The organism is Afipia sp. OHSU_II-C1, from assembly GCF_000497575.1.
Lineage (GTDB): Bacteria > Pseudomonadota > Alphaproteobacteria > Rhizobiales > Xanthobacteraceae > Afipia.
This window is the reverse complement of record NZ_APJI01000004.1, coordinates 360,557-380,834: the sequence shown is the minus strand read 5'-3', so window position 1 is coordinate 380,834 and position 20,278 is coordinate 360,557. Positions and strand designations below refer to the sequence as shown.

The following is a 20,278-nucleotide window of genomic DNA, read 5'->3' as shown; positions in this document are numbered from 1 at the left end:
CTCACTCCTGGTCTTGCCTGGTTTCTTGTTGAGTGCCGTCCGCGAGCAGGTGGCCTGAAATCGTTCGTGAATGCCCGCGAAATTCCGCAACCACCACGTTGCGGCTGTCGCGTACCGTCACGTCATAGATGCCGCCACGTCCGGCGCGGCTGCGTTCAACCGCGTGTGCTGTTAGCGTCTCGCCTTCATGAACCGCCTGAAGAAACGTCACCGCGCATTGCTGCGCGACGGTGCGCTGGTCGTACGTGTTGCAGGCAAATGCGAACGTCGAATCCGCAAGGGTGAAGATGAAGCCGCCGTGACAAATGCCGTGGCCGTTCGTCATATCCTTGCGGACCGTCATCGAGATAACTGCTTCGCCGGGGGCGACCCGTTGAAGGTTCATCCCAAGTCCCTTGCTCGCCCGATCATCGAGCCACATGGCCTTTGCGCAGGCTTCGGCGATGGCATATGGGTCTGAGGCGTTGGCGTGTGCATCCATCATTAGCTTCCCGTGAAATTAGGCGCACGCTTTTCCAGAAACGCGCTCACGCCTTCAGCGAAATCCGATCCGCGCCCGGCCCGACCCTGAAGATCGCGTTCGAGATCCAGCTGCTGCGCAAGCGTGTTGGTTTCGGATGCGTCGAGCGCCTGTTTGGTCAGGGCGAGGGCGCCCGTGGGCTGTTTGGCGAGATGGGCTGCGAGACGATATGCCTCTGTCATCAGATTGGCATCGTCGATGGTCTTCCAGATCATGCCCCAGGCTTCGGCCTGCTCGGCGGATACCGGTTCAGCCAGCATGGCCAGTGCTCGCGCACGCGCGTTGCCCGCAAGGCGCGGCAGAAACCATGTGCCGCCGCAATCCGGGACCAGCGCGATCTTAGAGAATGCCTGGATGAATTTGGCCGAGCGCGCCGCGAGAACGATGTCGCAGGCAAAGGCAATGTTGGCCCCGCCGCCAGCGGCGACGCCATTGACCGCACAGACGATCGGCAGCGGAAACTTTCGCAATCTGCGGATGAGGGGATTGTAGTTCTTATCGAGGGTGACAGTGAGATCCGGCTTTTGTCCTGGCTTGAATTCAACTTCGGACAAATCCTGTCCCGCGCAAAATCCGCGTCCGGAGCCGGTCAGGATCAACGCGCGACATTTCGTATCAGCCTCGGCATCATTCAAAGCCGCGTTCAACGCTGTGTGCACACTCTGGTTGAACGAGTTGAGGCTGTCGGGCCTGTTGAGCGTGATGACACGATATCCGTCGCGGACCTCGGTCAAGATCAGATCGTTGTTCACACAGTTCTCCCGTTGGCTTCTTGGTCAGCCATTGGCGGGCAGATTACTATTGACCAACCGTTCGGTCAATTATATTGATGGCTAGAAGCGATGATAGTTGCACTTGAAACTATTGTCGCTCTGTGGTTGGAAACATGCCGGGCAAGCTCTCAAAAAATCGAGCGCCCATCACTCAGGGAGGGAACTGTGAAACCAGCATCAGCATTGGGATTCTTGTTGGCGGCCGGCGTTGCCGGTTTGACGTTCAGCGGCGCCGCGGATGCGCAGCAGACCGTGAAGATCGGTTCCGTTCTATCTGTCACGGGCCCGGCGTCGTTTCTCGGAGAACCTGAGGACAAGACGCTGCGGATGTATGTCGACAAGATCAACGCGGCCGGCGGCATCAACGGCAAGAAGGTCGAACTCATCGTTTATGATGACGGCGGCGACGCCAGCAAGGCGCGTACTTTCGCGACCCGTCTGATCGAAGACGACAAGGTTGTCGCGATGGCGGGCGGTTCCACAACCGGCACGACCATGGCGATGATTCCCGTGTTCGAGGAAGCCCAGGTTCCGTTCATTTCATTTGGCGGCGCGGTCGAAATCATCGATCCGGTCCGCAAATACGTCTTCAAGACGCCGCACACCGACAAGATGGCGTGCGAAAAGATCTTCGAAAACCTGAAGCAGCGCAAGCTCACCAACATCGCGATGATCTCGGGTACCGACGGCTTCGGCGCGTCGATGAAGGCCCAGTGCACCAAGGTCGCGCCGAACTACGACATCAAGATCGTCACCGAGGAAAGCTACGGTCCGCGCGACAGCGACATGACCGGACAGCTCACCAAGATCAAGAACACCCCCGGCGTTCAGGCGATCGTCAATCCTGGCTTCGGGCAGGGACCGGCGATCGTGACCCGTAACTACGCGCAGCTCGGCATGACCGCGACGCCGCTCTATCAGAGCCATGGCGTGGCCTCCAAGAGCTTCATCGAGCTCGCAGGCGCTGCGGCTGAAGGCATCCGCTTGCCGGCGGCGGCGTTGCTGGTTGGCGACAAGCTGCCGGACAGCGATCCGCAGAAGAAGGTCGTTGTCGACTACAAGAAGACGTACGAGGACACCGCGAAGAGCCCGGTCTCGACCTTCGGCGGCCATGCCTATGACGGCCTGTACATCCTCGTCGAAGCCATGAAGCGCGCGGGTTCGAATGATCCGAAGAAGATCCGCGATGAAATCGAAAAGACCAAGGGCTTCGTCGGCACCGGCGGCATCGTCAACATGACGCCGACGGATCATCTCGGCCTCGATCTCTCGGCGTTCCGTATGCTGGAAATCAAGGGCGGCGACTGGACCCTGATCAAGCCCGGCGCATAAGCAAGCCGATACAGACGCTCCCGGACGTTTCGGTCCGATCCATCCGGGAGCTTATTCTCTGTCTGAATTTATTCGTTTTCGCCGGGAACGGCAGCCATCGGCTGCCATCATTGCTCGTGGAGCCGGTATGCCGGAGTTCGTCCAGTTTCTCATTTCCGGACTGACCGTGGGCGCGGTCTACGCTCTGGTCGCTCTCGGCTTCACGCTGGTCTACAACGCCTCCGACGTCGTCAATTTTGCCCAGGGCGAGTTCGTGATGCTGGGCGGAATGGTGACGGTGTTCGCCACCGCCGCCGGTGTTCCGCTTCCGCTTGCCGCACTGCTTGCGGTGGTCGTTTCCATCATCGTCGGCCTTCTGCTGTATTGGCTCGCGATCGAGCCTGCGCGCGATGCCTCGCCGGTCACGCTGATCATCATCACCATCGGCGCGTCGATCCTGCTGCGCGGCGCGGCGCAAATCCTGTTCGACAAACAGTTTCACAAGCTGCCCAGCATCTCCGGCGACACGCCGGTCCATCTGCTCGGTGCGACTGTTCAGCCGCAGAGCTTCTGGGTGCTCGGCGGTACGGCAGCAATTGTGATCCTGCTGTACGTATTTCTGGAGCGGACCGTCCTCGGCAAGGCCGTGCTCGCAACGGCTGCGAACCGGCTGGCGGCGCGACTTGTCGGCATCAACACCGCAACCGTGATGGCGCTGGCTTTCGGCGGATCGGCTGCGATAGGCGCGGTCGCCGGCATTCTCATCACGCCGATCACGCTCACGAGCTACGATGTCGGCACGATGCTCGCGCTGAAGGGATTTGCCGCCGCCATGCTGGGCGGCATGGGCAACCCGCTCGGTGCGGTCGCGGGCGGGCTGTTGCTCGGCCTGCTGGAGGCTTTTGGGGTCGGCTACATCAGTTCGACCTACAAGGACGCGTTCGCCTTCATCGTCATTCTGCTTGTGCTGTTCGCCATGCCGCAAGGCCTGTTCGGCCGGCGGACCGTGGAAAGGGTCTGAGCGGTGTTGCAGAAGATCGGCCATCGCTATCTGGTCCTGATCGCACTCGCGATCCTCGTCGCGGTGCTGCCGCTGATATTTCCGTCGAGCTACTATTTCCGCGTGGCGTCGCTGGTCTGGGTGTCAGCGCTTGCAGCGATCGGTCTTAACGTGCTGATGGGATCGGCCGGGCAGGTCAGTCTCGGCCATGCGGGATTCTTCGGCATCGGCGCCTATGCCGTTGCCATCGGCCCTGCGCATTTCGGAATACCGCCATGGGCGGCGCTTCTGCTCGGTTGCATCATCTCGTCATTGCTGGCCTATCTTGTCGGTCGCCCGATCCTGAAACTGAAGGGACATTACCTCGCTATCGCAACGCTTGGTCTCGGTGTGCTCGTAGCGCTCGTGATCACCACGGAGAGCCGCTGGACTGGCGGCCCGGATGGCATGCCGGTGGCGAAACTGGTGCTGTTTGGATGGCGTGTCAGCGGATCGGACACCTGGTACTGGGTCTCGGGCGGGCTTCTGATTCTGGGAACATGGATCGCTCTCAATCTGAACGATACGCCGACGGGACGCGCCTTCCGTGCGCTGCATGACAGCGAAGTCGCAGCACGCGTGGCCGGCATCGATGTCGCGCGCTTCAAGTTGCAGGCGTTCGTCATTGCCGCCGCGTATGCATCGATCGCGGGCTCGGCCCTTGCGCTCATGAACGGTTTCATCAATCCAGATCAGGCCGGGTTTCTCCATTCCGTGGAAATGGTGACCATGGTGGTGCTGGGCGGGCTTGGCTCGGTCGTCGGCAGTATCGTTGGCGCCGCCGTGCTCATTACCCTGCCGCAGGTTCTCACGGTGTTTCAGGAATACGAACATCTGCTGCTCGGCTTCATCATCATTGTCTCGATGATCTTCATGCGCGACGGCATCGTTCCGACGCTGTCCCGTGTGCTCGCAAAGAGGACGAAGGCATGACGATCCTCGCGGCCAAGGATATCGGAATATCGTTCGGCGGCGTCAAAGCCATCGACGGTGTCAGCTTTTCCGTCAGTCCGGGACAGATTCTGTCGATCATCGGGCCGAACGGCGCGGGCAAGACCACGCTGTTCAATATCGTCTCCGGCGTCTACGAGCGCGATCAGGGGCAGGTCGAACTGTCGGGTGAGGATGTTACGGGACTGACGCCTGACAAGCTTGCCACGCGCGGCCTGTCGCGGACCTTCCAGAACCTCCAGATATTCCAGCGCATGACCGCGGCTGAGAACGTCATGGTCGGCCGTCATCTGCGCGAGCGCTGCAATCTGCTGGCGGATCTGTTCAGGTTGCCATCGGTGACGCGGCAAAATGCGGAGACGCGGGATGCCGCGTTGACCTTCCTTGACGATGTGGGATTGCGAAGCAGTGCGGATGTGCCCGCTGGATCGCTGTCCTACGGCGCGTGCAAGCGCCTTGAAATCGCCCGCGCACTGGCCTCCGAACCCCGCGTGCTGCTGCTCGATGAACCCGCAGCGGGCTGCAACGCGGTTGAGACCGAAGAAATCGAGGAGCTTATCCGCCGCGTCGCCGCCAAGGGCATCGCGGTTGTTCTTGTCGAGCACGACATGAAGCTGGTGATGAAGATTTCAAACCACATTCTTGTTTTGAATCGCGGCAAGCCAATCGCCGAAGGCAAGCCGCAGGAGGTGCGTGACAATCCGGCGGTGCTTGAGGCCTATCTCGGCAAACACGGAGCAAGGGAGGCAGCACGTGCTTGAAGTTGCCAATCTCCGCAGCGCCTATGGCCGGATCGAAGTGTTGCACGGCGTGAATCTTGCCGTGCGGGCCGGGGAGGTGGTCGCGCTGATTGGCTCCAACGGCGCGGGGAAGACGACGCTGCTCCGAGCGCTGTCGGGCGTTCAGCCGGTCACCGCGGGCGAGATCCGTTTTCTGGGAGAGCGTATCGATCGTCTCAAACCGCATCGGCGGGTCGAGCGCGGCATGACGCAGTCGCCCGAAGGCCGCCAGATTTTCGGACCGCTGACCGTAGAGGACAATCTCCGCCTGGGCGCTTACATGCGCCGGGACAAGGACATCGAAAGCGACCGCGACCGCGTGTTCGGCATGTTTCCGATCCTCGCCGAAAAGCGCCGTCAGCTCGCAGGCGGATTGTCCGGCGGTCAGCAGCAGATGCTGGCCATCGGCCGCGCCTTGATGGGCAAACCGAAGCTGCTGCTGCTGGATGAACCATCGCTCGGTCTGTCGCCGACGCTTGTGGATCAGATCCTCGCTGCGATCGTGTCACTCCGGAAAGAAGGCGTGACCGTTCTGCTTGTTGAGCAGAATGCCAGCGCTGCGCTTGAGATCGCTGACCGCGGCTATGTGCTGGAGACCGGCAAAGTCGCGCTGGAAGGTGACGGCGCGACGCTGCTGTCGGACCCGAAGGTGAAGGCCGCGTATCTCGGTGCCGCCTGAGCCAGTATTAGCCACGCAATGGTTCGATTCCGGTTTGCGTTTGGGCTGATGTTGTCTCTAGCTCAGCAGCCGCTGGCTTACGTCCAAACAACACATAGAGTGCCGGCAGGACGAACAGCGTCAGCAGCGTCGCGCTGATGAGACCGCCAATCACGACGGTTGCTATCGGCCTTTGCACTTCCGCGCCGGTCCCGGTGGCCAGCGCCATCGGCACAAAGCCGAGTGAGGCGACCAGTGCGGTCATTGCGACCGGCCGGAGCCGGGTGAGGGCTCCCTCGAAGATCGCCTCGGCTTTCTCCTGTCCTCTGGCCATCAGTTGCTTGATGCGAGTCAGCATCACCAGCCCATTGAGAACGGCAACTCCCGACAGGGCGATGAATCCAACCGCGGCGGAAACGGAGAATGGAATTCCCCGTAGCCAAAGCGCAACAACACCGCCGGTCAGGGCGAGAGGAACGGCGCTAAAGACGATGAGCGCGTCCCGCGCGGTGCCGAGCGCACCCATCAGCAGCAGGAAGATCAGGACGAAGCATCCCGGCACGACGAACGAGAGCCTCTGGCGTGCGGTTGCAAGATTTTCGAATTGGCCGCCCCAGGACAGCCAGTAGCCGGGCGGCAACGCCACTTGAGTCTCGATTTGTGCCCGGGCGTCGTTCACGACCGCGGCAATATCGCGGTCCCGCACGTTGGCGGTGATGACGACCCGCCGCTTGCCGTTTTCGCGGCTGATCTGGTTCGGGCCTTCGCTGATCCTGAACGTCGCGAGTTGGCCCAGAGGGACAGTCGATGGAGTGAGGCCCGTCGGCGGGAGCGACACCGGCAGGTTCTTCAGTGCATCGAGATCGCCGCGGATGTCTTCCGGCAGGCGGACCACGATCTCAAAGCTCCGGTCGCCTTCAAACACAGCTCCGGCGCTTCGTCCGCCGATGGCCGTGCCGACCACGTCCTGAACGGCGGTGAGGCTGAGGCCGCGCCGGGCAATCTCCGCCTTGTTGACGGTGATATCCAGCACGGAGAGGCCGCTGGCTTGCTCAACCTTGATATCGGTAGCGCCCCTGGTTTTCTGCAGGATGCTTGCGATCTGCCCCGCGCTACGCAGCAGCGGCTCGAACTCATCGCCAAACACCTTGATCGCCAGATCGCCGCGCACCCCCGCCAGCAGTTCGTTGAACCGCATCTGGATCGGCTGGGTGAATTCGTAGTTATTGCCGGGCAGTTCGCGCACCGCATCCTCGATCTGGTCAAGCAGAGCAGCCTTGCTCAGCGAGGGATCGGGCCATTGGTCCTGCGGCTTGAAGATAATGAAAGTATCGGACGCGTTGGGCGGCATTGGATCGGAGGCAATCTCGGCCGTTCCGGTTTTTGAGAAGACGTGAGACACCTGCGGAAACCGGCTGATCACCTTCTCGACGTCGAACTGCATTATCTGCGATTGCGTGAGGCTGGTGCTGGGAATGCGCAGCGCATGCATGGCGAGGTTCTTTTCATCCAGGATCGGGATGAATTCCTGACCGAGGCGGAAAAACAACAGCAGCGCGCCCAGAAACAGAATTACGCCGGTCGCGATGGCGGCGAGGGGCCGGTTGATGGTGCGTTTCAGGAGCGGCGCGTAGGAGGACTTGAGGCGGCGCACTGCAAGGTTATCGGCTTCCTTCACCCGGCCTGTAACAGCGATGGCGATGAGTGCCGGAACGAACGTGAGGGAAAGAACGAAAGCTGACACGAGCGCAAGGATGACGGTCAACGCCATCGGCTCGAACATCTTTCCCTCAACGCCGCTGAAGGTCAGCAGCGGAACATAGACCAGGATGATGATCGCCTGGCCGTAGACCGTAGGTCCGATCATTTCCTCTGCTGCGGTCTTCACCGTTGCGAGACGCTCCGACAGCGTCAGTGTCCGGCCGGCTTCGGTTTGCTTTTCTGCGAGATGCCGCAGGGCGTTCTCCGTGATGATGACTGCGCCATCGACAATCAAACCGAAATCGAGCGCGCCGAGGCTCATCAGGTTGGCGCTGATCCGGCCTTGCAGCATTCCGGTCGCGGTCATCAGCATGGCAAGCGGGATCACCAGCGCCGTGATCAGCGCGGCGCGGAAGTTGCCGAGAAGCAGGAACAGCACGGCGATCACGAGCAGGGCGCCTTCGCCGAGGTTCTTCGCGACCGTGGTGACGGTTGCATCGACCAGCTGGGTCCGGTTCAGAACGGTCTCGACGGTCACGCCAGCCGGGAGGCTACGGCGGATATCCTGCATTCTTGCGTCGACTGCGGCGGCGACGGTCCGGCTGTTGCTGCCGATGAGCATCAGCGCAGTTCCGATCACGGCTTCGCTTCCGTCGCGGCTGGCGCTGCCGGTCCGGATTTCGCCGCCGATTGCGACCTGGGCGACGTCGCGGACCTTCACCGGCACTGCGCCGCGTGTGATGATCGTTACATCGCCGATATCGGTGAGGCTCTCCAGACGACCCCCCGCGCGGACGGCAATTCCTTCGCCGTTGCGATCGATGGTGCTGGCACCCCGGCTGATGTTGTTGGCCTCGATGGCGCGAACGACATCGCCGAACGACAGCCCGAGCGAGATCAGTTTCGCGGGATCGGGCTTCACCTGATACTGCTTGATGTATCCGCCGATGGCATCGACACCGGCGACACCCGAAACGCTTCGGATCTGCGGCCGGATGATCCAGTCCTGTCCCGTGCGCAGATAGGCGCCGCGTTCGATATCGGTTTTGAGACGCTCGCCTTCCGCTGTCAGAAATGTGCCGTCGCTCTGCCAGCCGGCCTTGCCGTTGCTGCTGTCGGTTTTCGGGGCGAGCGAAACCGTCCACATGTAGATTTCGCCGAGCCCGGTTGAAACCGGTCCCATCCGGGGTTCTGCGCCGGGCGGCAGGCTGGCTCGTAGTTCGATCAGCCGCTCGTTGATCTGCTGCCGGGCGAAGTAGATGTCGGTTTTCTCACGAAAGATCGCGGTGACCTGCGAGAAACCGTTGCGTGACAGGGAACGGGTGCTCTCCAGTCCGGCAATCCCGGCCAGCGCGGTCTCGATCCGGAATGTGACCTGTTTTTCGATTTCCACCGGCGAAAGCGCGGGAGCGGTCGTGTTGATCTGCACCTGCTTGTTGGTGATGTCCGGCACGGCATCGACGGGCAAATGCAGCAGCGACCAGGCCCCCCATGCAACAAAGCCGATGCTGATGAGGACGACGATCCAGCGATGCCGGATGGACAGATCGAGAATGCGACTGATCATGTGTGCGGTCCGGCCTAATGCGCGTGCGAAGCTTCGCCGCGGCCGAGATCGGCCTTCAGGACGAAGGTGTTGGAGGTGGCGATGGGGTCTCCGGCGGCGAGGCCGGACGTCACTTCGAACGACCGGCTGTCTTCCCGCCCTGTGACGATCTTGCGTGGCTCGAAGCCGGTTGATGTGCGGACAAACACGGCGCTCTGGCCGTCCACGCTCTGGACAGCGGTTTTCGGCACCACCACGTCGGCCTTCACCTGCTGGAACGGAATTTCCGCGGTCACAAACATCCCCGGCCGCAGGACGTGCGCAGGGTTATCGACCGACGCCACCACGCGCGCCAGACGCGTGTCCTTGTCGAGCAGCGGGCTCACGAACATGATGGTCGCGGGCAAAGGATCAGTCTCAGGGCCGATCCCGATGGTGATTTTCTGGCCCTCGCTGACTGCCGCAAGATCGGCGGATGCAAGTGCAAGGTCGGCCCACACCACGCTCGAATCCACGATCACAAACAGTTCGCTTTCCTGGCCTTCACGGCCGACCAGAGATCCGAGGTCGACGCGGCGTTCGGCGATCCGGCCGCTCATCGGTGCGCGCAGTTCCTGCAGTCTGAGGTTTTCGACAGGCTGCTGGGGCAACGCCGCGATCTGGTCACTGGTCAGACCCAGCGCGAACAGCTTCTGGCGGGCAACGTCGCACCTGATCCGGACATCCTCAAACGCGGTCTTCGCGCGCAGGAAGTCGTTTTCGCTGCTGACCTTGGACTCGAACAGGCTCTTCGAGCGAGTGAACAGGGTGTCCTGAAGGTCGAAGGCAACGCGCGCCGCAAGGTATTGGCTCTTGGCGTCGGCCACCTCCCGGCTTTCGATGATGGCGAGAACATCGCCCTCGCGCACGGTGTCACCGAGCCGCTTGCGCACCTCGGCGACGGTGCCGAGCAATCGGACCGCGACCTTGGCGATGCGGTCGCCGCTCGGCACGATCGCACCCGGCACGACGATGCGCTTGCTCAGGAGTCCGCTGCGCGCTTCCTGAACAGCAAAGTTTCCCGCTGCGACCTGACGCTCGGTGAGCTTTATACCGGCATCGTCGTGTTCGACGGCCTGTTCCTGAGCAGCCGGTTTCTCCGGCTTCTCGTGTGCGTAGGTCAGCGCCGGGCAAAGCGCCGCGATCACGCATGTCGCGCTTGCCGCAGCAAGTAGTTTCAGACTGGTCATTGGTATGTTCCCGCGCACGATCGACGCGCGCCGTCGTCATTTCCGAGAAATGATGTGAGCAGGCCGTCGCGCAGCTATGAGGCTGCGGTCATGCCGAACGGGCCTTGGTGGCCGCGTTGGTGCTCAGGCGCGGGGTGGTTTGAAAAGGGGCAGGCCGGCGAGGGACGCCAGCATTTGTTCCTGGCCGGCAGGCGGTGCCTGATGGTCTATGTCAGACGGAACCAGCACGGCAAAGGCGGGTTGCGCCGTTACATGGCTCAGGCAATGGCCGCAGTGAGCGGGCAATTTGTGGTCCGGCCCATCGGTCGGGGTCGTGCCGTCGAAATCCATCGCGAGGACGGTTGCATTAGAACCGGCAATCGCAAGGTCACCTGCGCTCAATTCGCCCGTGCAATGAAACAATGACGCGAGCAGGCCCAATACGAGCGCAACAACAAGGGACAGACGGCGCCGCTGTCCGCTGCTGAATCCTGCGTCGATGCTGGCACCGTTGGTCATGTCGTATCAGTAGATTCTCTGTCGGGCCTTTTCAAGGCTGGTTAAATGGCGCCTTCCGGCGCGAGCGTGCAGGCCGTGACCGCGCTGGTCACAATCTGGATCGTGGTGTGCTGGATCCCGAAGGTCTCTTTCAGGTGAAGCGTGGCCTGAACCAGAAAGGCATCGCCCGGATGCCCCGAGGGCATCACCAGATGACAGGTCAATGCAGACTCGGTCGTGCTCATCGGCCAGATGTGGAGGTCGCAAACCTCGGTCACGCCCGGACGCTGTTCGAGGTATTGACGAACCGCAACCGGATCGATGCCTGACGGGACAGCGCCGAGCGACATCGCCGTGCTGTCGCGCAGAAGGCCCCATGTGCCCCAGACGATGACCCCAACGATCAAAAGGCTCACGACCGCATCCAGCCACACCCAGCCCGTGAACATGATGATCAGCGCGGCGATGACGACGCCGGCCGATACCGCGGCGTCCGCGGCCATATGCAGATAGGCACCCCGGATATTGAGGTCGCTCTTGCGTCCGGATGCGAACAGCAGCGCGGTGAAACCGTTGATGCCAATTCCGATGGCCGCGACAATCATCACGGTCATCTCGGCCACGGGTTCGGGATTGAACAGGCGCAACACGGCCTGCCAGCCGATTGCGCCGACGGCGATCAGCAGGAAGACGGCATTGAACAGCGCCGCCAGGATCGACGACCCGCGCAGGCCGTAAGTGTAACGCTCTGAGGGCGGCCGCTTCGAGAGAATGACCGCGATCCAGGCGACGATCAGCCCCAGTACATCGGACAGGTTATGTCCGGCGTCGGCGATCAGTGCCGTCGAGTTGCTGGCGTAGCCATAGATCGCTTCGACGACGATGAAGATCGTGTTGAGCGTAATTCCGATCGCAAAGGCCGATCCGAAATTGGCGGGTGCGTGGACGTGCCCGCCATGCCCATGACCACGTCCGTGGTCATGCCCCTGATGCTGATGATCAGCATGGTCGTGCGCGGTATCGTGCGAATGCGTCATGCGGTTCTCATACAGGCTGAACCTTGAAAGGTTCAGTTGCTGCATGCGATATGCGTCATCCGGAAACCGGATACTATCACATTTGAAAAATTATGAGGTGGTGGTCAGCCGTTACAGAAACGGCCGCACACCGGCGACGGAGCGGGATCGCGCGACCGTGGCCGTGATATTCTCGGCAAGCAGGCGGGCGAGGCAGGAATAGCCCCAATCGTTCATATGCAGGCCGTCGGCGGAAATGAACCGGTCGAACGCAATGGCCTGATCTTCATGCCAGTGGCGCATCGCCACGAAACGCCTGAACACCGGAACGTGCGTCTGCTTGGCGACATACGCGATAAGTCCGACCATCTCGCTGACGGCGGGCTTTGCATTCACGCGCGGCGCAAATTGCGGATCGATCAGCAGCACATCTGCGCCGGTTTTCTTGATCTGGGTAATACCGGCCTGCAGCAGATTGCCCGTCTCGGGGATGTTGCCGTCACGAAGAACGGTATTGGTGCCGAGTTGCCAGATCACAAGATCCGGCTTGGGTGCGAGGACCGCATCCATCCGCCCCATCATCGAGGCGGCGTCCTCGCCGTTGACGCCCTGATTGATGACGGTGATTGGTGTCTCGGGAAACCTCTGGCGCAGTTCGCGCTCAAGGCGGCTCGGATACGAAAACGCGGCTGAACTTGCGCCCGCGCCACCGGTCGATGACGAGCCGACGGCGACAATGGTCACAGGCTCATGGGCATCAAGCTTTTTCGCCAGGCGGGCGATGGGCGCGTCGAGCTGCGCGAGCGATTTGGATTGCACGCAGGGCTGTGTCTTGAAGACGCTGTTGAGATCGTCGGAGACCGGCACGCTGGCGCCAGCCGTTGCCTGTTCGGCATGAGATGCGGCGGAGGAGAGCGCGAGAGCAGATAGGCCAAGTGCAAACGCACTGACCATCGCCGCGATTGTCGAAGCGGTTTTACGACCGTGAATAAGGCGAGGCATCAATCACAGACCCTGGCGTGGCGGCCATCCGAGGGCCTGCATCGCTTAAGACCTAGCGAAAATTACCGTCATATTCAATGCACCGTTCGCAGGGAGGGAACTCATGCTTAATTGAAATCTCTCGCGAAATTGGTCTTTGGGCGCGATTTCTGCTTGCTGCGTTGCACAAATGCGTGAGCGCGCGAAGAACGCGCTGGGCGGGCGGATCAGACAACCCTGCTGAGCAACGCGCTCACCCCATTCCAGATGATCTGGATGCCGATGCAGAGCAGGATGAAAGCTGAAAGCCGCATCACGACATTCGTACCGCGCGTGCCCAGAAACATGATGATGCGATCGGCAAAGCGATAGCAAACAAAGATCGTGAGAGCGATGGCGGCAAGGCCCGCCACCGCAGCGCCGCCGAGGATCGCCAGTTGGGTGAAATCCGCCGTCGGTGTTGGACGCTGACTCCCGAGCGTGACCGCAACGGAGATCGATCCGGGGCCGACCGTCAGCGGCATGGTCAGCGGATAGAATGCGTCGATCGCGGGACCCGTGTCGACCTTTGCGCGATCCGGATCGGCATCTTCCGGCGCATGCAGCATCTGCCAGCCGAACGCCGCCACCACCAGCCCGCCGGCGATACGGACCACGGGCAGGGTGATCCCGAAGAACTCGAGAACATGCGATCCTATGAACAGCGACCCGAGCAGAAGAAAGAAACTGTTTCGCGCGACGTTCAGCGCAAGGAGGCTGCGTTCGGCCGTGGTCCGCCCGCGCGTCATGCGCAGGAACAGGGGAGCGCTGCCGACGGGATTGACGATCGGAAAAAGCGCGGCATAAACCAGCAGGAATGCGTTGACGACGTTTTGCAAGATGCCCGTCCTGACAGTACCCGGTCAGCGATTTCGAACAGAGATCGCGGATTCTTGCAACTCAAGACGTCGCTTGGCTGGGGACCGGACGGGCAGGATTGCTCATGAAATGCTCGTCTCGGGTAGCCGGCCTTGCTACCGTCTTGCGAGAAGCAACAACGGTCGAGTCATGCGCAAACAGATCCTGATGTTTATGATGATTATGACAGGGAGTCCGTCGTCAGCGGTCTATGCGGAGCCGGTCCCGATCGCCTGTACGATCCTGCCGGGAGAGCAGTCGGCCAGCGTGTCGCTGACCAACCCGTTCAACTACACCGCGTCGTGCCAGGCGAACTGCAAATTCTCGACGGCCGTCTATGACGACAACCCGCAGATCATTTGCGCAAAGCCGGTGCCTGCCGGCAAGCAAATCGAGATGTGTATTCTGAAAGCTGCGGGCAACAAGCTCGTCAAGCTTGTCGAGGCGACGGGCGATTGCAGAAAGCCCTGAACCGCAGGCGCGGACCCAAAGAGTCCGTGACGTGAAAGCCCTGCGTTGCGCAGGGGCTTTCTGTCGAAGTCGAACGAGTTTTAGCGGCCGAAGAAAAGCCAGAGCAGAATGATCACAGGGATCGGCACGCCCAGCAGCCACAACAACAGTCCGCGTCCCATTTTTTCCTCCATGCATAATCGATGTCATGGAGAACGTGATTGCGATGCTCTTGTTCCGCAAATAAACCAGGGCCTACCAATGCCCGGTATTCGGCATTGAAGTCCACGGCTCCTTTGGCGCGAGGGCGTCGCCCTTCTGCAAGAGTTCGATGGAATGCAGATCTGGTGAGCGGATGAAGGCCATCTGACCGTCACGCGGAGGACGATTGATGGTGATGCCGAGTTTCATCAGCCGCTCGCAGGTCGCGTAGATGTCGTCGACCTCATAGGCGAGATGGCCGAAATAGCGATCCTCGCCGTAGGTCTCTTCGTCCCAGTTGTAGGTCAGCTCGACAAGCGGCGCGCCGCGTCCCTTGACCTGCTTCAGCAGGCTCTCGTCTTCGCTCGCGCACAGGAAGACCAGCGTAAATCGGCCTTTTTCGCTTTCCGTCCGGCGGACTTCCTTGAGGCCCAGCGCGTCTCTGTAGAACTTGAGAGCGACATCGAGATTGCGGACGCGCAGCATGGTGTGCAGATAACGCATGTTTCCTATCCTTCTTCGGGCATCGCCAGAGTCGTTGAAATCGCGACGATCAGATAGCAGCAAAACGGGCTGGAGGGCAGGTGTTGTTGCGGGAACCTTTTTGCCGCGTCGCCGTTATCTCTCGGAATTGATCGGAAGAGGGAGGCGTTCTTGGAAGAAGTGGTCGATCGGATTATCCATACGTTCGGTATGATGCGTAACCTCGACGAAGAAGAACTGAAGGAAGCCCGCGAAAGCGTCGACAGCTATATTGAAACGCTTTCTTCTGCCGGAGAGACCGATCCGCAGCGTCTGACGGTGTGCGGTCTGACATTTCTCCGCAATCGCCATGAAGAACCATCTGCAAAATTTACCGGCTGCTGAGTGCTGACACCTCGCTGCTGTATGACAGTGGATAAGAAACCGCGTCATCTGGCGAGGTGCAGACCTTCTTGGTACCTCCGTGAGTCAATCAATCGGGGAAGACCATGCAAAAGGTAGATTTGGATTCGATGTCGATCGACGATCTGGCGGCGCTGCGCGATCAGGCGAGCGAAAAGCTCGCCGACAAGATCGCGGTGCGCCAGCGCGAACTCGCTGCAGAGATGGAAAAGCTCGCTGCCCTGGGCAAGACCGCCAAGGCCAGCGCGCCCAAAAAGGATATGCGGGAAATCAAGGAAGCCCTGAAGCCTCAGGAAGCTTCCAGGCCGCAGGAAGCACCGAAGCCGCAGGCGCCGAAGGCGGACAAGGCAGCCTGAATTTCGCGATGGTTTTGAAAAGGAATGGGGGCTTCGCGCCCCCATTTTTGTTAGGTTATACTGATACGATGATTGCATCCGATCTTCGCAGTGGAATCGACATGCTCGGCGACATGATCGCCGAAGCCCGGACGATTGTGCCGTTCACCGGCGCGGGTATCTCCACCGAAAGCGGCATTCCCGATTTCCGCTCGCCGGGCGGGCTTTGGACACGCAATCGCCCGATCCCGTTCGGCGAGTTCGTTGCCAGCCAGGACGCAAGGGACGAGGCCTGGCGCCGCCGATTCGCGATGGAGCCGAGCTTCGCAGCGGCCCGGCCCAGCCGCGGGCACCGGGCGTTGGCTTCGCTCTACAAGGCCGGAAAGGTGCCTGCGATCGTCACCCAGAACATCGACAATTTGCATCAGGCATCGGGATTTTCCGCCGAGCATGTCGTCGAGCTGCACGGCAATACCACCTACGCGCGTTGCATCGGATGTGGGCAGCGCTTCGAGATTCCATGGGTCAAGGAACGTTTTGACGAAGCGGGCATTGCACCGTCCTGCACCACCTGCGGCGAGCCTGTGAAGTCGGCGACGATTTCGTTCGGCCAGTCGATGCCGGAAGATGAAATGCGACGCGCGACGGAACTTGCGCAGCATTGCGACCTGTTCCTCGCGATCGGATCATCGCTCGTTGTGTGGCCCGCAGCCGGTTTCCCACTCATGGCCCGGAATTGCGGGGCAAAACTCGTGATCATCAACAACGAACCGACCGATCAGGACGACATCGCCGACCTCGTCATCCGTCACGACATCGGCGAGACCCTTGGACCATTTGTGAACAACTAACCCGTTTGATTGATTCGTAATCCTTCAAGGCTGTTCATAGGTCGCCGCTGATTTCTTTTTTGTCTTCCAGCCCTGTTCCGGAGTGTTATCGTTAAATCAAGGATTCGCCTTGGTTCATTTTGATTCGTCACGATGGGGTAACGCGAAACGTCCTTGCATAACGTACTTGGTCATGTCGTTGACTGACCTAAGATTTGTTTGAGGTCCGGGGGTCATGGGTTCGGACGGATTTGAGTCCAAGAAGGCAGGCGGTCAACCGATCGGCACGGGGCCCGACAGGTTTGCTCCCAGCGAGCTGGCTGCCTCAGCCGAGCGGAATTTCGCCGCCGACTCCTTCGCGGCTGCGGATGGCGCAGCCGTCAACCTCGTCGAGATTTCCGGCGTCATCAAATGGTTCGATGCCTCGAAGGGCTACGGCTTCATCGTTCCTGATAACGGCTGGCCCGACGTGCTGCTGCACGTCACCGTCCTGCGCCGCGACGGCTATCAGACCGCCTATGAAGGCGCGCGTCTTGTCGTCGAATGCGTACAGCGTCAGAAGGGCTATCAGGCCTTCCGCATCGTCTCGATGGACGAGTCGACCGCCATCCATCCCGCGCAGATGCTCCCAGCGCGGACACACGTCAGCGTCACTCCGACCAGCGGGCTGGAGCGGGCGCAGGTCAAATGGTTCAACCGGCTTCGCGGTTTCGGCTTCCTGACCTGCGGCGAAGGCACGCCGGATATCTTCGTGCATATGGAAACGCTGCGCCGCTACGGGATGACCGAACTGCGCCCCGGCCAGTATGTGCTGGTCAGGTTCGGGCCTGGTTCCAAGGGCATGATGGCGGCTGAGATCCAGCCGGAAACCGGCGCACCCGGGCTGTCGTCGCACTGAGCTGACGCAACCACATCCGCGTGATCTTCCAGTGAGGCCAGACCTGTGTCTGGCCTTTGCCATGTTTGGCGGGCTAGGGTACCTGCACATTTGGTTCTGGATACTGCCGCGCATGCTGTTCGTTCGTTCGCCGAAACTCCCCCACATCAAGCTGAATATCCGGGCGGTCATCGCCGCAGCCGTGACATGGTTTGCCCTCGCGGCCGCCGCTGCGTCCGCCGTCGAAATGCAGCCGCTGGAGATCGTCACCAAGTCGGGCGTGCACGTGTTCACCGTCGAAATGGCCAAGACCGAGCAGGAGCGCGCCACGGGGCTGATGTATCGCAAGGAGTTGCCCGAGGGGCGGGGAATGCTGTTCGACTTTTCCCCTGAACAGCCGGTCTCGATGTGGATGAAGAACACCTTCATTCCGCTCGATATGATCTTCATCCGCAGCGACGGCCGGATTCTGCGGATCGCCGAGAATACCGAACCGCATTCCGAGAAGATTATTTCGTCCGGAGGGCTGGCGAAGGGCGTACTGGAGGTGATCGGCGGGACAGCCCGGAAATACGGAATCCAGCCCGGCGACCGTGTGGCGCATCCGTTGTTCGGAACCCGCTGAGGCTAGGCTGTCGGCGCGAAATCGCGCGACCAAGAAGTGCAATAAAATCAATTGGTTATTTGGTCGGGGCAGGAGGATTCGAACCTCCGACCTGCGGTACCCAAAACCGCCGCGCTACCAGGCTACGCTATACCCCGAGAGGGCAGTCGATACACGCTTCGCATGGCTCCAGCAAGGCAGAACGAGCGGCTGCGGGAGGTTTAGACACCCGCAACCGGAACCCTTCCCGGCCGAGGTCAGGCACCCGGAGCCGGCGACGCTTGCGGCGCCGGTGCAGGCGGCTTGGGCGTGCGGGCAGAGGGCTTGTCCTGTTTCTTTGACCAGCTTCCGTAGTAGGCGACGGCGGTCAGGATCGCGACACCGACGATGCTGACGCCGAGTTGCGCCCAGACCGTGCCCCAGCTCAGCATCAACACGAAATGCGCGACGAAGGAGAGGAAAATGCCAACGCAGAACACCTGAAGCGACTGCTGGCCGCATTTGATCACGGGTTCAGCCCATTTCGCTTCGAGCGGCTTCCAGTCCTTCGGAATAAAGCGCGTGATGAAGAACGCGATCACCACAAAGTGGATGACGCGATAGGGCGCGAGGAAGGTCTTGTCGTTCGGATTGAACGCATCATAGAGCCACTTCGGAAACAGCGCGCCAAAGGATTCAAATCGTCCTGCCATGGTCATGATCATTGCAAAGACGAGATAGGCGGAGCCAGCGACCAGCAGCCAGCGGGACCGGATCACCGAGCGGGATTCGATTGCGCCTCCAAGCGCGAACCAGGCTCCGAACACGAACAGCAGTTGCCAAGTATACGGATTGAAGTACCAAGAGCCGACCGGATAGGCCGAGAAATTCCAGCCGAACTGGCGGGCTGCGAAATACAACACCAGCGAAGCGATCATCACCATGTCGGGCTTGCGCAGCATCAGCCACAGCACTGGCGGGAAGAAGCCCATCAGGACAATGTAAAGCGGCAACACGTCGAGATTGACCGGCTTGAAGCGCAGCAGAAGCCCCTGCGTCAGCGTCTGGATCGGATTTTCGACCAGACCGGCGACATTGAACTCATTCAGGATGTCCGGATCGGCATAGCGCAGCGCGACCCAGCCGATTGCCGCGATGTAGATCACGAACAGAATGACGTGGGCCACATAGAGCTGCCAGACGCGTTTCCAGAGCCGGGTGGCTCCGACGACGAAGCCGCGATCGAGCATCATCTTGGCGTAGACGAACGATGCCGTGTAGCCCGATATGAAGACGAACAGGTCGGCGGCGTCGCTGAACCCGTAATTGCGCGGGGTCGCCCAGTTGATGACGTTATTCGGAATGTGGTCGAGAAAGATCCACCAGTTGGCGATGCCGCGGAAGAAATCGAGCCGGAGGTCGCGGCCCTTCTCTGGGAGTGTTGCCTGAATTTCCATGAGTACCGTTTCGTGATGCGATCGAACCAAATAACGCCAGCGGAACGCTTATCCGGACCCAAGCGGTCCGACATTGTCACCGCGTTTCGGACGGACTATACCAGAACCCGCCGAAAAAAGTCTTGTTCTGGGCAGGTATGCTCAGGATCTTGATAATGGCCGGCATCCGAATCTCATACGTTTTACCTCTCCGATCGATGCCATGGCGATCAGGCTCAGGGACCCGCTAGCGCGATGACCGCAAGAATCTTCAAACCTGCTAAAAATGCGATGCAGTCTGGAGCTGCCAAAACAAAGGTGTGGCAACTGGATTACGAGCCCGAACAGCCGCGCGTGATCGAGCCGTTGATGGGCTGGACCAGCTCCGGGGATATGAAGCAGCAGCTGACCCTGCGTTTCGAGACCAGGGAAGAGGCCGTCGCTTATTGCGAGCGGGAAGGTATCCCGTATCAGGTGCTCGAACCGAAGGAATTGCAGCCGCGCGTGAAGGCCTATGCGGACAACTTCGCTTTCCGCCGCGTCGAGCCCTGGACGCATTAAATCCCGGCAAAATGTGAGCGCTTCAGCGGACCTTTGACCGCACGCGTCGGCTTGGCAATCGCCTGATCCGGCCCTCCGAAATTGCCCCGGCAAATGTCGGGGACATGACATTTCCCGATGTCGCTTTGCCTTATTGAGGGCGCCTGACCTCTGCAAGTACTCCGCGAAAGTTGTGGTTGCATTCAGCCGCCAAGCAGTGACACCTTGCGGGTCGAAGCCGTCCGGAATGGACGGAAGCAAGC

22 protein-coding genes and 1 tRNA gene are annotated in these 20,278 nt (G+C 60.7%); 12 read left to right on the top strand and 11 right to left on the bottom strand.

The genetic code is table 11. The features are described 5' to 3' along the window. Window position 1: 1 nt before the first annotated feature. On the bottom strand, window positions 2-481 hold the full coding sequence (gene paaI / locus I554_RS0103875) for a hydroxyphenylacetyl-CoA thioesterase PaaI (protein WP_024577849.1): 480 nt from the start codon (window positions 479-481) through the stop codon (window positions 2-4). A gap of 2 nt (window positions 482-483) precedes the next feature. Continuing rightward, window positions 484-1,272 (bottom strand): 2-(1,2-epoxy-1,2-dihydrophenyl)acetyl-CoA isomerase PaaG, encoded by a 789-nt coding sequence (paaG, locus tag I554_RS0103870; RefSeq protein WP_024577850.1) that lies wholly within the window; start codon window positions 1,270-1,272, stop codon window positions 484-486. Window positions 1,273-1,458: 186 nt separating this feature from the next. On the opposite strand from paaG, the gene I554_RS0103865 reads away from it, so the two are divergent. The 5 genes from I554_RS0103865 to I554_RS0103845 all read left to right on the top strand — a co-directional run bounded on the left by I554_RS0103865 (window position 1,459) and on the right by I554_RS0103845 (window position 6,052). Beyond that, window positions 1,459-2,625 carry an ABC transporter substrate-binding protein gene (locus I554_RS0103865; RefSeq protein ID WP_024577851.1) on the top strand — a complete coding sequence of 389 codons (1,167 nt, stop codon included), beginning with the start codon at window positions 1,459-1,461 and terminating at the stop codon, window positions 2,623-2,625. 127 nt (window positions 2,626-2,752) lie between these two features. Next, a complete protein-coding gene (locus tag I554_RS0103860) occupies window positions 2,753-3,625 on the top strand; it encodes a branched-chain amino acid ABC transporter permease (RefSeq protein ID WP_024577852.1) in 873 nt (290 codons plus the stop codon). A 3-nt stretch (window positions 3,626-3,628) separates the two neighbouring features. Next, on the top strand, window positions 3,629-4,576 hold the full coding sequence (locus I554_RS0103855; protein WP_024577853.1) for a branched-chain amino acid ABC transporter permease: 948 nt from the start codon (window positions 3,629-3,631) through the stop codon (window positions 4,574-4,576). Continuing rightward, a complete protein-coding gene (locus I554_RS0103850) occupies window positions 4,573-5,355 on the top strand; it encodes an ABC transporter ATP-binding protein (RefSeq protein WP_024577854.1) in 783 nt (260 codons plus the stop codon). The genes I554_RS0103855 and I554_RS0103850 overlap by 4 nt, the downstream gene beginning before the upstream one ends. Further along, window positions 5,348-6,052, top strand: a complete 705-nt coding sequence (locus I554_RS0103845) for an ABC transporter ATP-binding protein (RefSeq protein WP_024577855.1) — start codon at window positions 5,348-5,350, stop codon at window positions 6,050-6,052. Before I554_RS0103850 ends, I554_RS0103845 begins: the two co-directional genes overlap by 8 nt. Before the next feature lie 7 nt (window positions 6,053-6,059). Here the strand turns inward: I554_RS0103845 and I554_RS0103840 are convergent, their stop codons facing one another. The 6 genes from I554_RS0103840 to I554_RS0103815 form a co-directional block, all read right to left on the bottom strand. Continuing rightward, window positions 6,060-9,299 carry a CusA/CzcA family heavy metal efflux RND transporter gene (locus I554_RS0103840; RefSeq protein ID WP_024577856.1) on the bottom strand — a complete coding sequence of 1,080 codons (3,240 nt, stop codon included), beginning with the start codon at window positions 9,297-9,299 and terminating at the stop codon, window positions 6,060-6,062. 14 nt (window positions 9,300-9,313) lie between these two features. Further along, window positions 9,314-10,507 (bottom strand): efflux RND transporter periplasmic adaptor subunit, encoded by a 1,194-nt coding sequence (locus I554_RS0103835; protein ID WP_024577857.1) that lies wholly within the window; start codon window positions 10,505-10,507, stop codon window positions 9,314-9,316. Between the two features lie 123 nt (window positions 10,508-10,630). Continuing rightward, window positions 10,631-11,005, bottom strand: a complete 375-nt coding sequence (locus tag I554_RS0103830) for a hypothetical protein (RefSeq protein WP_024577858.1) — start codon at window positions 11,003-11,005, stop codon at window positions 10,631-10,633. A 41-nt stretch (window positions 11,006-11,046) separates the two neighbouring features. Next, a complete protein-coding gene (locus I554_RS0103825) occupies window positions 11,047-12,021 on the bottom strand; it encodes a cation diffusion facilitator family transporter (RefSeq protein WP_024577859.1) in 975 nt (324 codons plus the stop codon). A 111-nt stretch (window positions 12,022-12,132) separates the two neighbouring features. Then, window positions 12,133-13,002, bottom strand: a complete 870-nt coding sequence (locus I554_RS0103820) for an SGNH/GDSL hydrolase family protein (protein ID WP_024577860.1) — start codon at window positions 13,000-13,002, stop codon at window positions 12,133-12,135. Window positions 13,003-13,208: 206 nt separating this feature from the next. Continuing rightward, complete coding sequence (locus tag I554_RS0103815) at window positions 13,209-13,862, bottom strand: MarC family protein (protein ID WP_024577861.1); 654 nt, start codon at window positions 13,860-13,862, stop codon at window positions 13,209-13,211. A 166-nt stretch (window positions 13,863-14,028) separates the two neighbouring features. Here I554_RS0103815 and I554_RS0103810 point away from each other — a divergent pair, with 166 nt between their 5' ends. After that, a complete protein-coding gene (locus tag I554_RS0103810; RefSeq protein ID WP_024577862.1) occupies window positions 14,029-14,349 on the top strand; it encodes a hypothetical protein in 321 nt (106 codons plus the stop codon). A 234-nt stretch (window positions 14,350-14,583) separates the two neighbouring features. Here the strand turns inward: I554_RS0103810 and I554_RS0103800 are convergent, their stop codons facing one another. After that, complete coding sequence (locus I554_RS0103800; RefSeq protein ID WP_024577863.1) at window positions 14,584-15,033, bottom strand: VOC family protein; 450 nt, start codon at window positions 15,031-15,033, stop codon at window positions 14,584-14,586. Window positions 15,034-15,183: 150 nt separating this feature from the next. Between I554_RS0103800 and I554_RS0103795 the strand changes: the two genes are divergently transcribed. The 5 genes from I554_RS0103795 to I554_RS0103775 all read left to right on the top strand — a co-directional run bounded on the left by I554_RS0103795 (window position 15,184) and on the right by I554_RS0103775 (window position 18,081). Next, a complete protein-coding gene (locus I554_RS0103795; protein ID WP_024577864.1) occupies window positions 15,184-15,396 on the top strand; it encodes a hypothetical protein in 213 nt (70 codons plus the stop codon). A gap of 104 nt (window positions 15,397-15,500) precedes the next feature. Next, entirely contained in the window at window positions 15,501-15,770 is a 270-nt protein-coding gene (locus tag I554_RS0103790) for a hypothetical protein (RefSeq protein WP_024577865.1), read from the top strand. Window positions 15,771-15,838: 68 nt separating this feature from the next. After that, a complete protein-coding gene (locus I554_RS0103785; protein ID WP_024577866.1) occupies window positions 15,839-16,600 on the top strand; it encodes a Sir2 family NAD-dependent protein deacetylase in 762 nt (253 codons plus the stop codon). A 214-nt stretch (window positions 16,601-16,814) separates the two neighbouring features. Next, window positions 16,815-17,477 (top strand): cold-shock protein, encoded by a 663-nt coding sequence (locus I554_RS0103780; RefSeq protein WP_024577867.1) that lies wholly within the window; start codon window positions 16,815-16,817, stop codon window positions 17,475-17,477. A gap of 112 nt (window positions 17,478-17,589) precedes the next feature. Beyond that, window positions 17,590-18,081: a DUF192 domain-containing protein gene (locus tag I554_RS0103775; RefSeq protein ID WP_024577868.1), complete on the top strand. Its 492-nt coding sequence runs from the start codon at window positions 17,590-17,592 to the stop codon at window positions 18,079-18,081. A 60-nt stretch (window positions 18,082-18,141) separates the two neighbouring features. Here I554_RS0103775 and I554_RS0103770 read toward each other — a convergent pair. Both I554_RS0103770 and I554_RS0103765 read right to left on the bottom strand, forming a co-directional pair. Beyond that, window positions 18,142-18,218, bottom strand: a tRNA-Pro gene (locus I554_RS0103770). Between the two features lie 99 nt (window positions 18,219-18,317). Continuing rightward, window positions 18,318-19,496 (bottom strand): OpgC domain-containing protein, encoded by a 1,179-nt coding sequence (locus tag I554_RS0103765; RefSeq protein ID WP_024577869.1) that lies wholly within the window; start codon window positions 19,494-19,496, stop codon window positions 18,318-18,320. Between the two features lie 234 nt (window positions 19,497-19,730). On the opposite strand from I554_RS0103765, the gene I554_RS0103755 reads away from it, so the two are divergent. Beyond that, entirely contained in the window at window positions 19,731-20,036 is a 306-nt protein-coding gene (locus I554_RS0103755; RefSeq protein ID WP_024577870.1) for an ETC complex I subunit, read from the top strand. Window positions 20,037-20,278: the final 242 nt, after the last annotated feature.

What these genes read in the sequence shown, in the direction of transcription:
- paaI (WP_024577849.1), bottom strand. Translation starts at nt 481, where the DNA reads ATGGATGCACACGCCAACGCCTCAGACCCATATGCCATCGCCGAAGCC.
- I554_RS0103765 (WP_024577869.1), bottom strand. Translation starts at nt 19,496, where the DNA reads ATGGAAATTCAGGCAACACTCCCAGAGAAGGGCCGCGACCTCCGGCTC.
- I554_RS0103775 (WP_024577868.1), top strand. Translation starts at nt 17,590, where the DNA reads ATGCTGTTCGTTCGTTCGCCGAAACTCCCCCACATCAAGCTGAATATC.
- I554_RS0103860 (WP_024577852.1), top strand. Translation starts at nt 2,753, where the DNA reads ATGCCGGAGTTCGTCCAGTTTCTCATTTCCGGACTGACCGTGGGCGCG.
- I554_RS0103850 (WP_024577854.1), top strand. Translation starts at nt 4,573, where the DNA reads ATGACGATCCTCGCGGCCAAGGATATCGGAATATCGTTCGGCGGCGTC.
- I554_RS0103835 (WP_024577857.1), bottom strand. Translation starts at nt 10,507, where the DNA reads ATGACCAGTCTGAAACTACTTGCTGCGGCAAGCGCGACATGCGTGATC.
- I554_RS0103825 (WP_024577859.1), bottom strand. Translation starts at nt 12,021, where the DNA reads ATGACGCATTCGCACGATACCGCGCACGACCATGCTGATCATCAGCAT.
- I554_RS0103810 (WP_024577862.1), top strand. Translation starts at nt 14,029, where the DNA reads ATGCGCAAACAGATCCTGATGTTTATGATGATTATGACAGGGAGTCCG.
- I554_RS0103785 (WP_024577866.1), top strand. Translation starts at nt 15,839, where the DNA reads ATGATTGCATCCGATCTTCGCAGTGGAATCGACATGCTCGGCGACATG.
- I554_RS0103800 (WP_024577863.1), bottom strand. Translation starts at nt 15,033, where the DNA reads ATGCGTTATCTGCACACCATGCTGCGCGTCCGCAATCTCGATGTCGCT.
- I554_RS0103840 (WP_024577856.1), bottom strand. Translation starts at nt 9,299, where the DNA reads ATGATCAGTCGCATTCTCGATCTGTCCATCCGGCATCGCTGGATCGTC.
- I554_RS0103755 (WP_024577870.1), top strand. Translation starts at nt 19,731, where the DNA reads ATGACCGCAAGAATCTTCAAACCTGCTAAAAATGCGATGCAGTCTGGA.
- I554_RS0103820 (WP_024577860.1), bottom strand. Translation starts at nt 13,002, where the DNA reads ATGCCTCGCCTTATTCACGGTCGTAAAACCGCTTCGACAATCGCGGCG.
- I554_RS0103790 (WP_024577865.1), top strand. Translation starts at nt 15,501, where the DNA reads ATGCAAAAGGTAGATTTGGATTCGATGTCGATCGACGATCTGGCGGCG.
- I554_RS0103830 (WP_024577858.1), bottom strand. Translation starts at nt 11,005, where the DNA reads ATGACCAACGGTGCCAGCATCGACGCAGGATTCAGCAGCGGACAGCGG.
- I554_RS0103780 (WP_024577867.1), top strand. Translation starts at nt 16,815, where the DNA reads ATGGGTTCGGACGGATTTGAGTCCAAGAAGGCAGGCGGTCAACCGATC.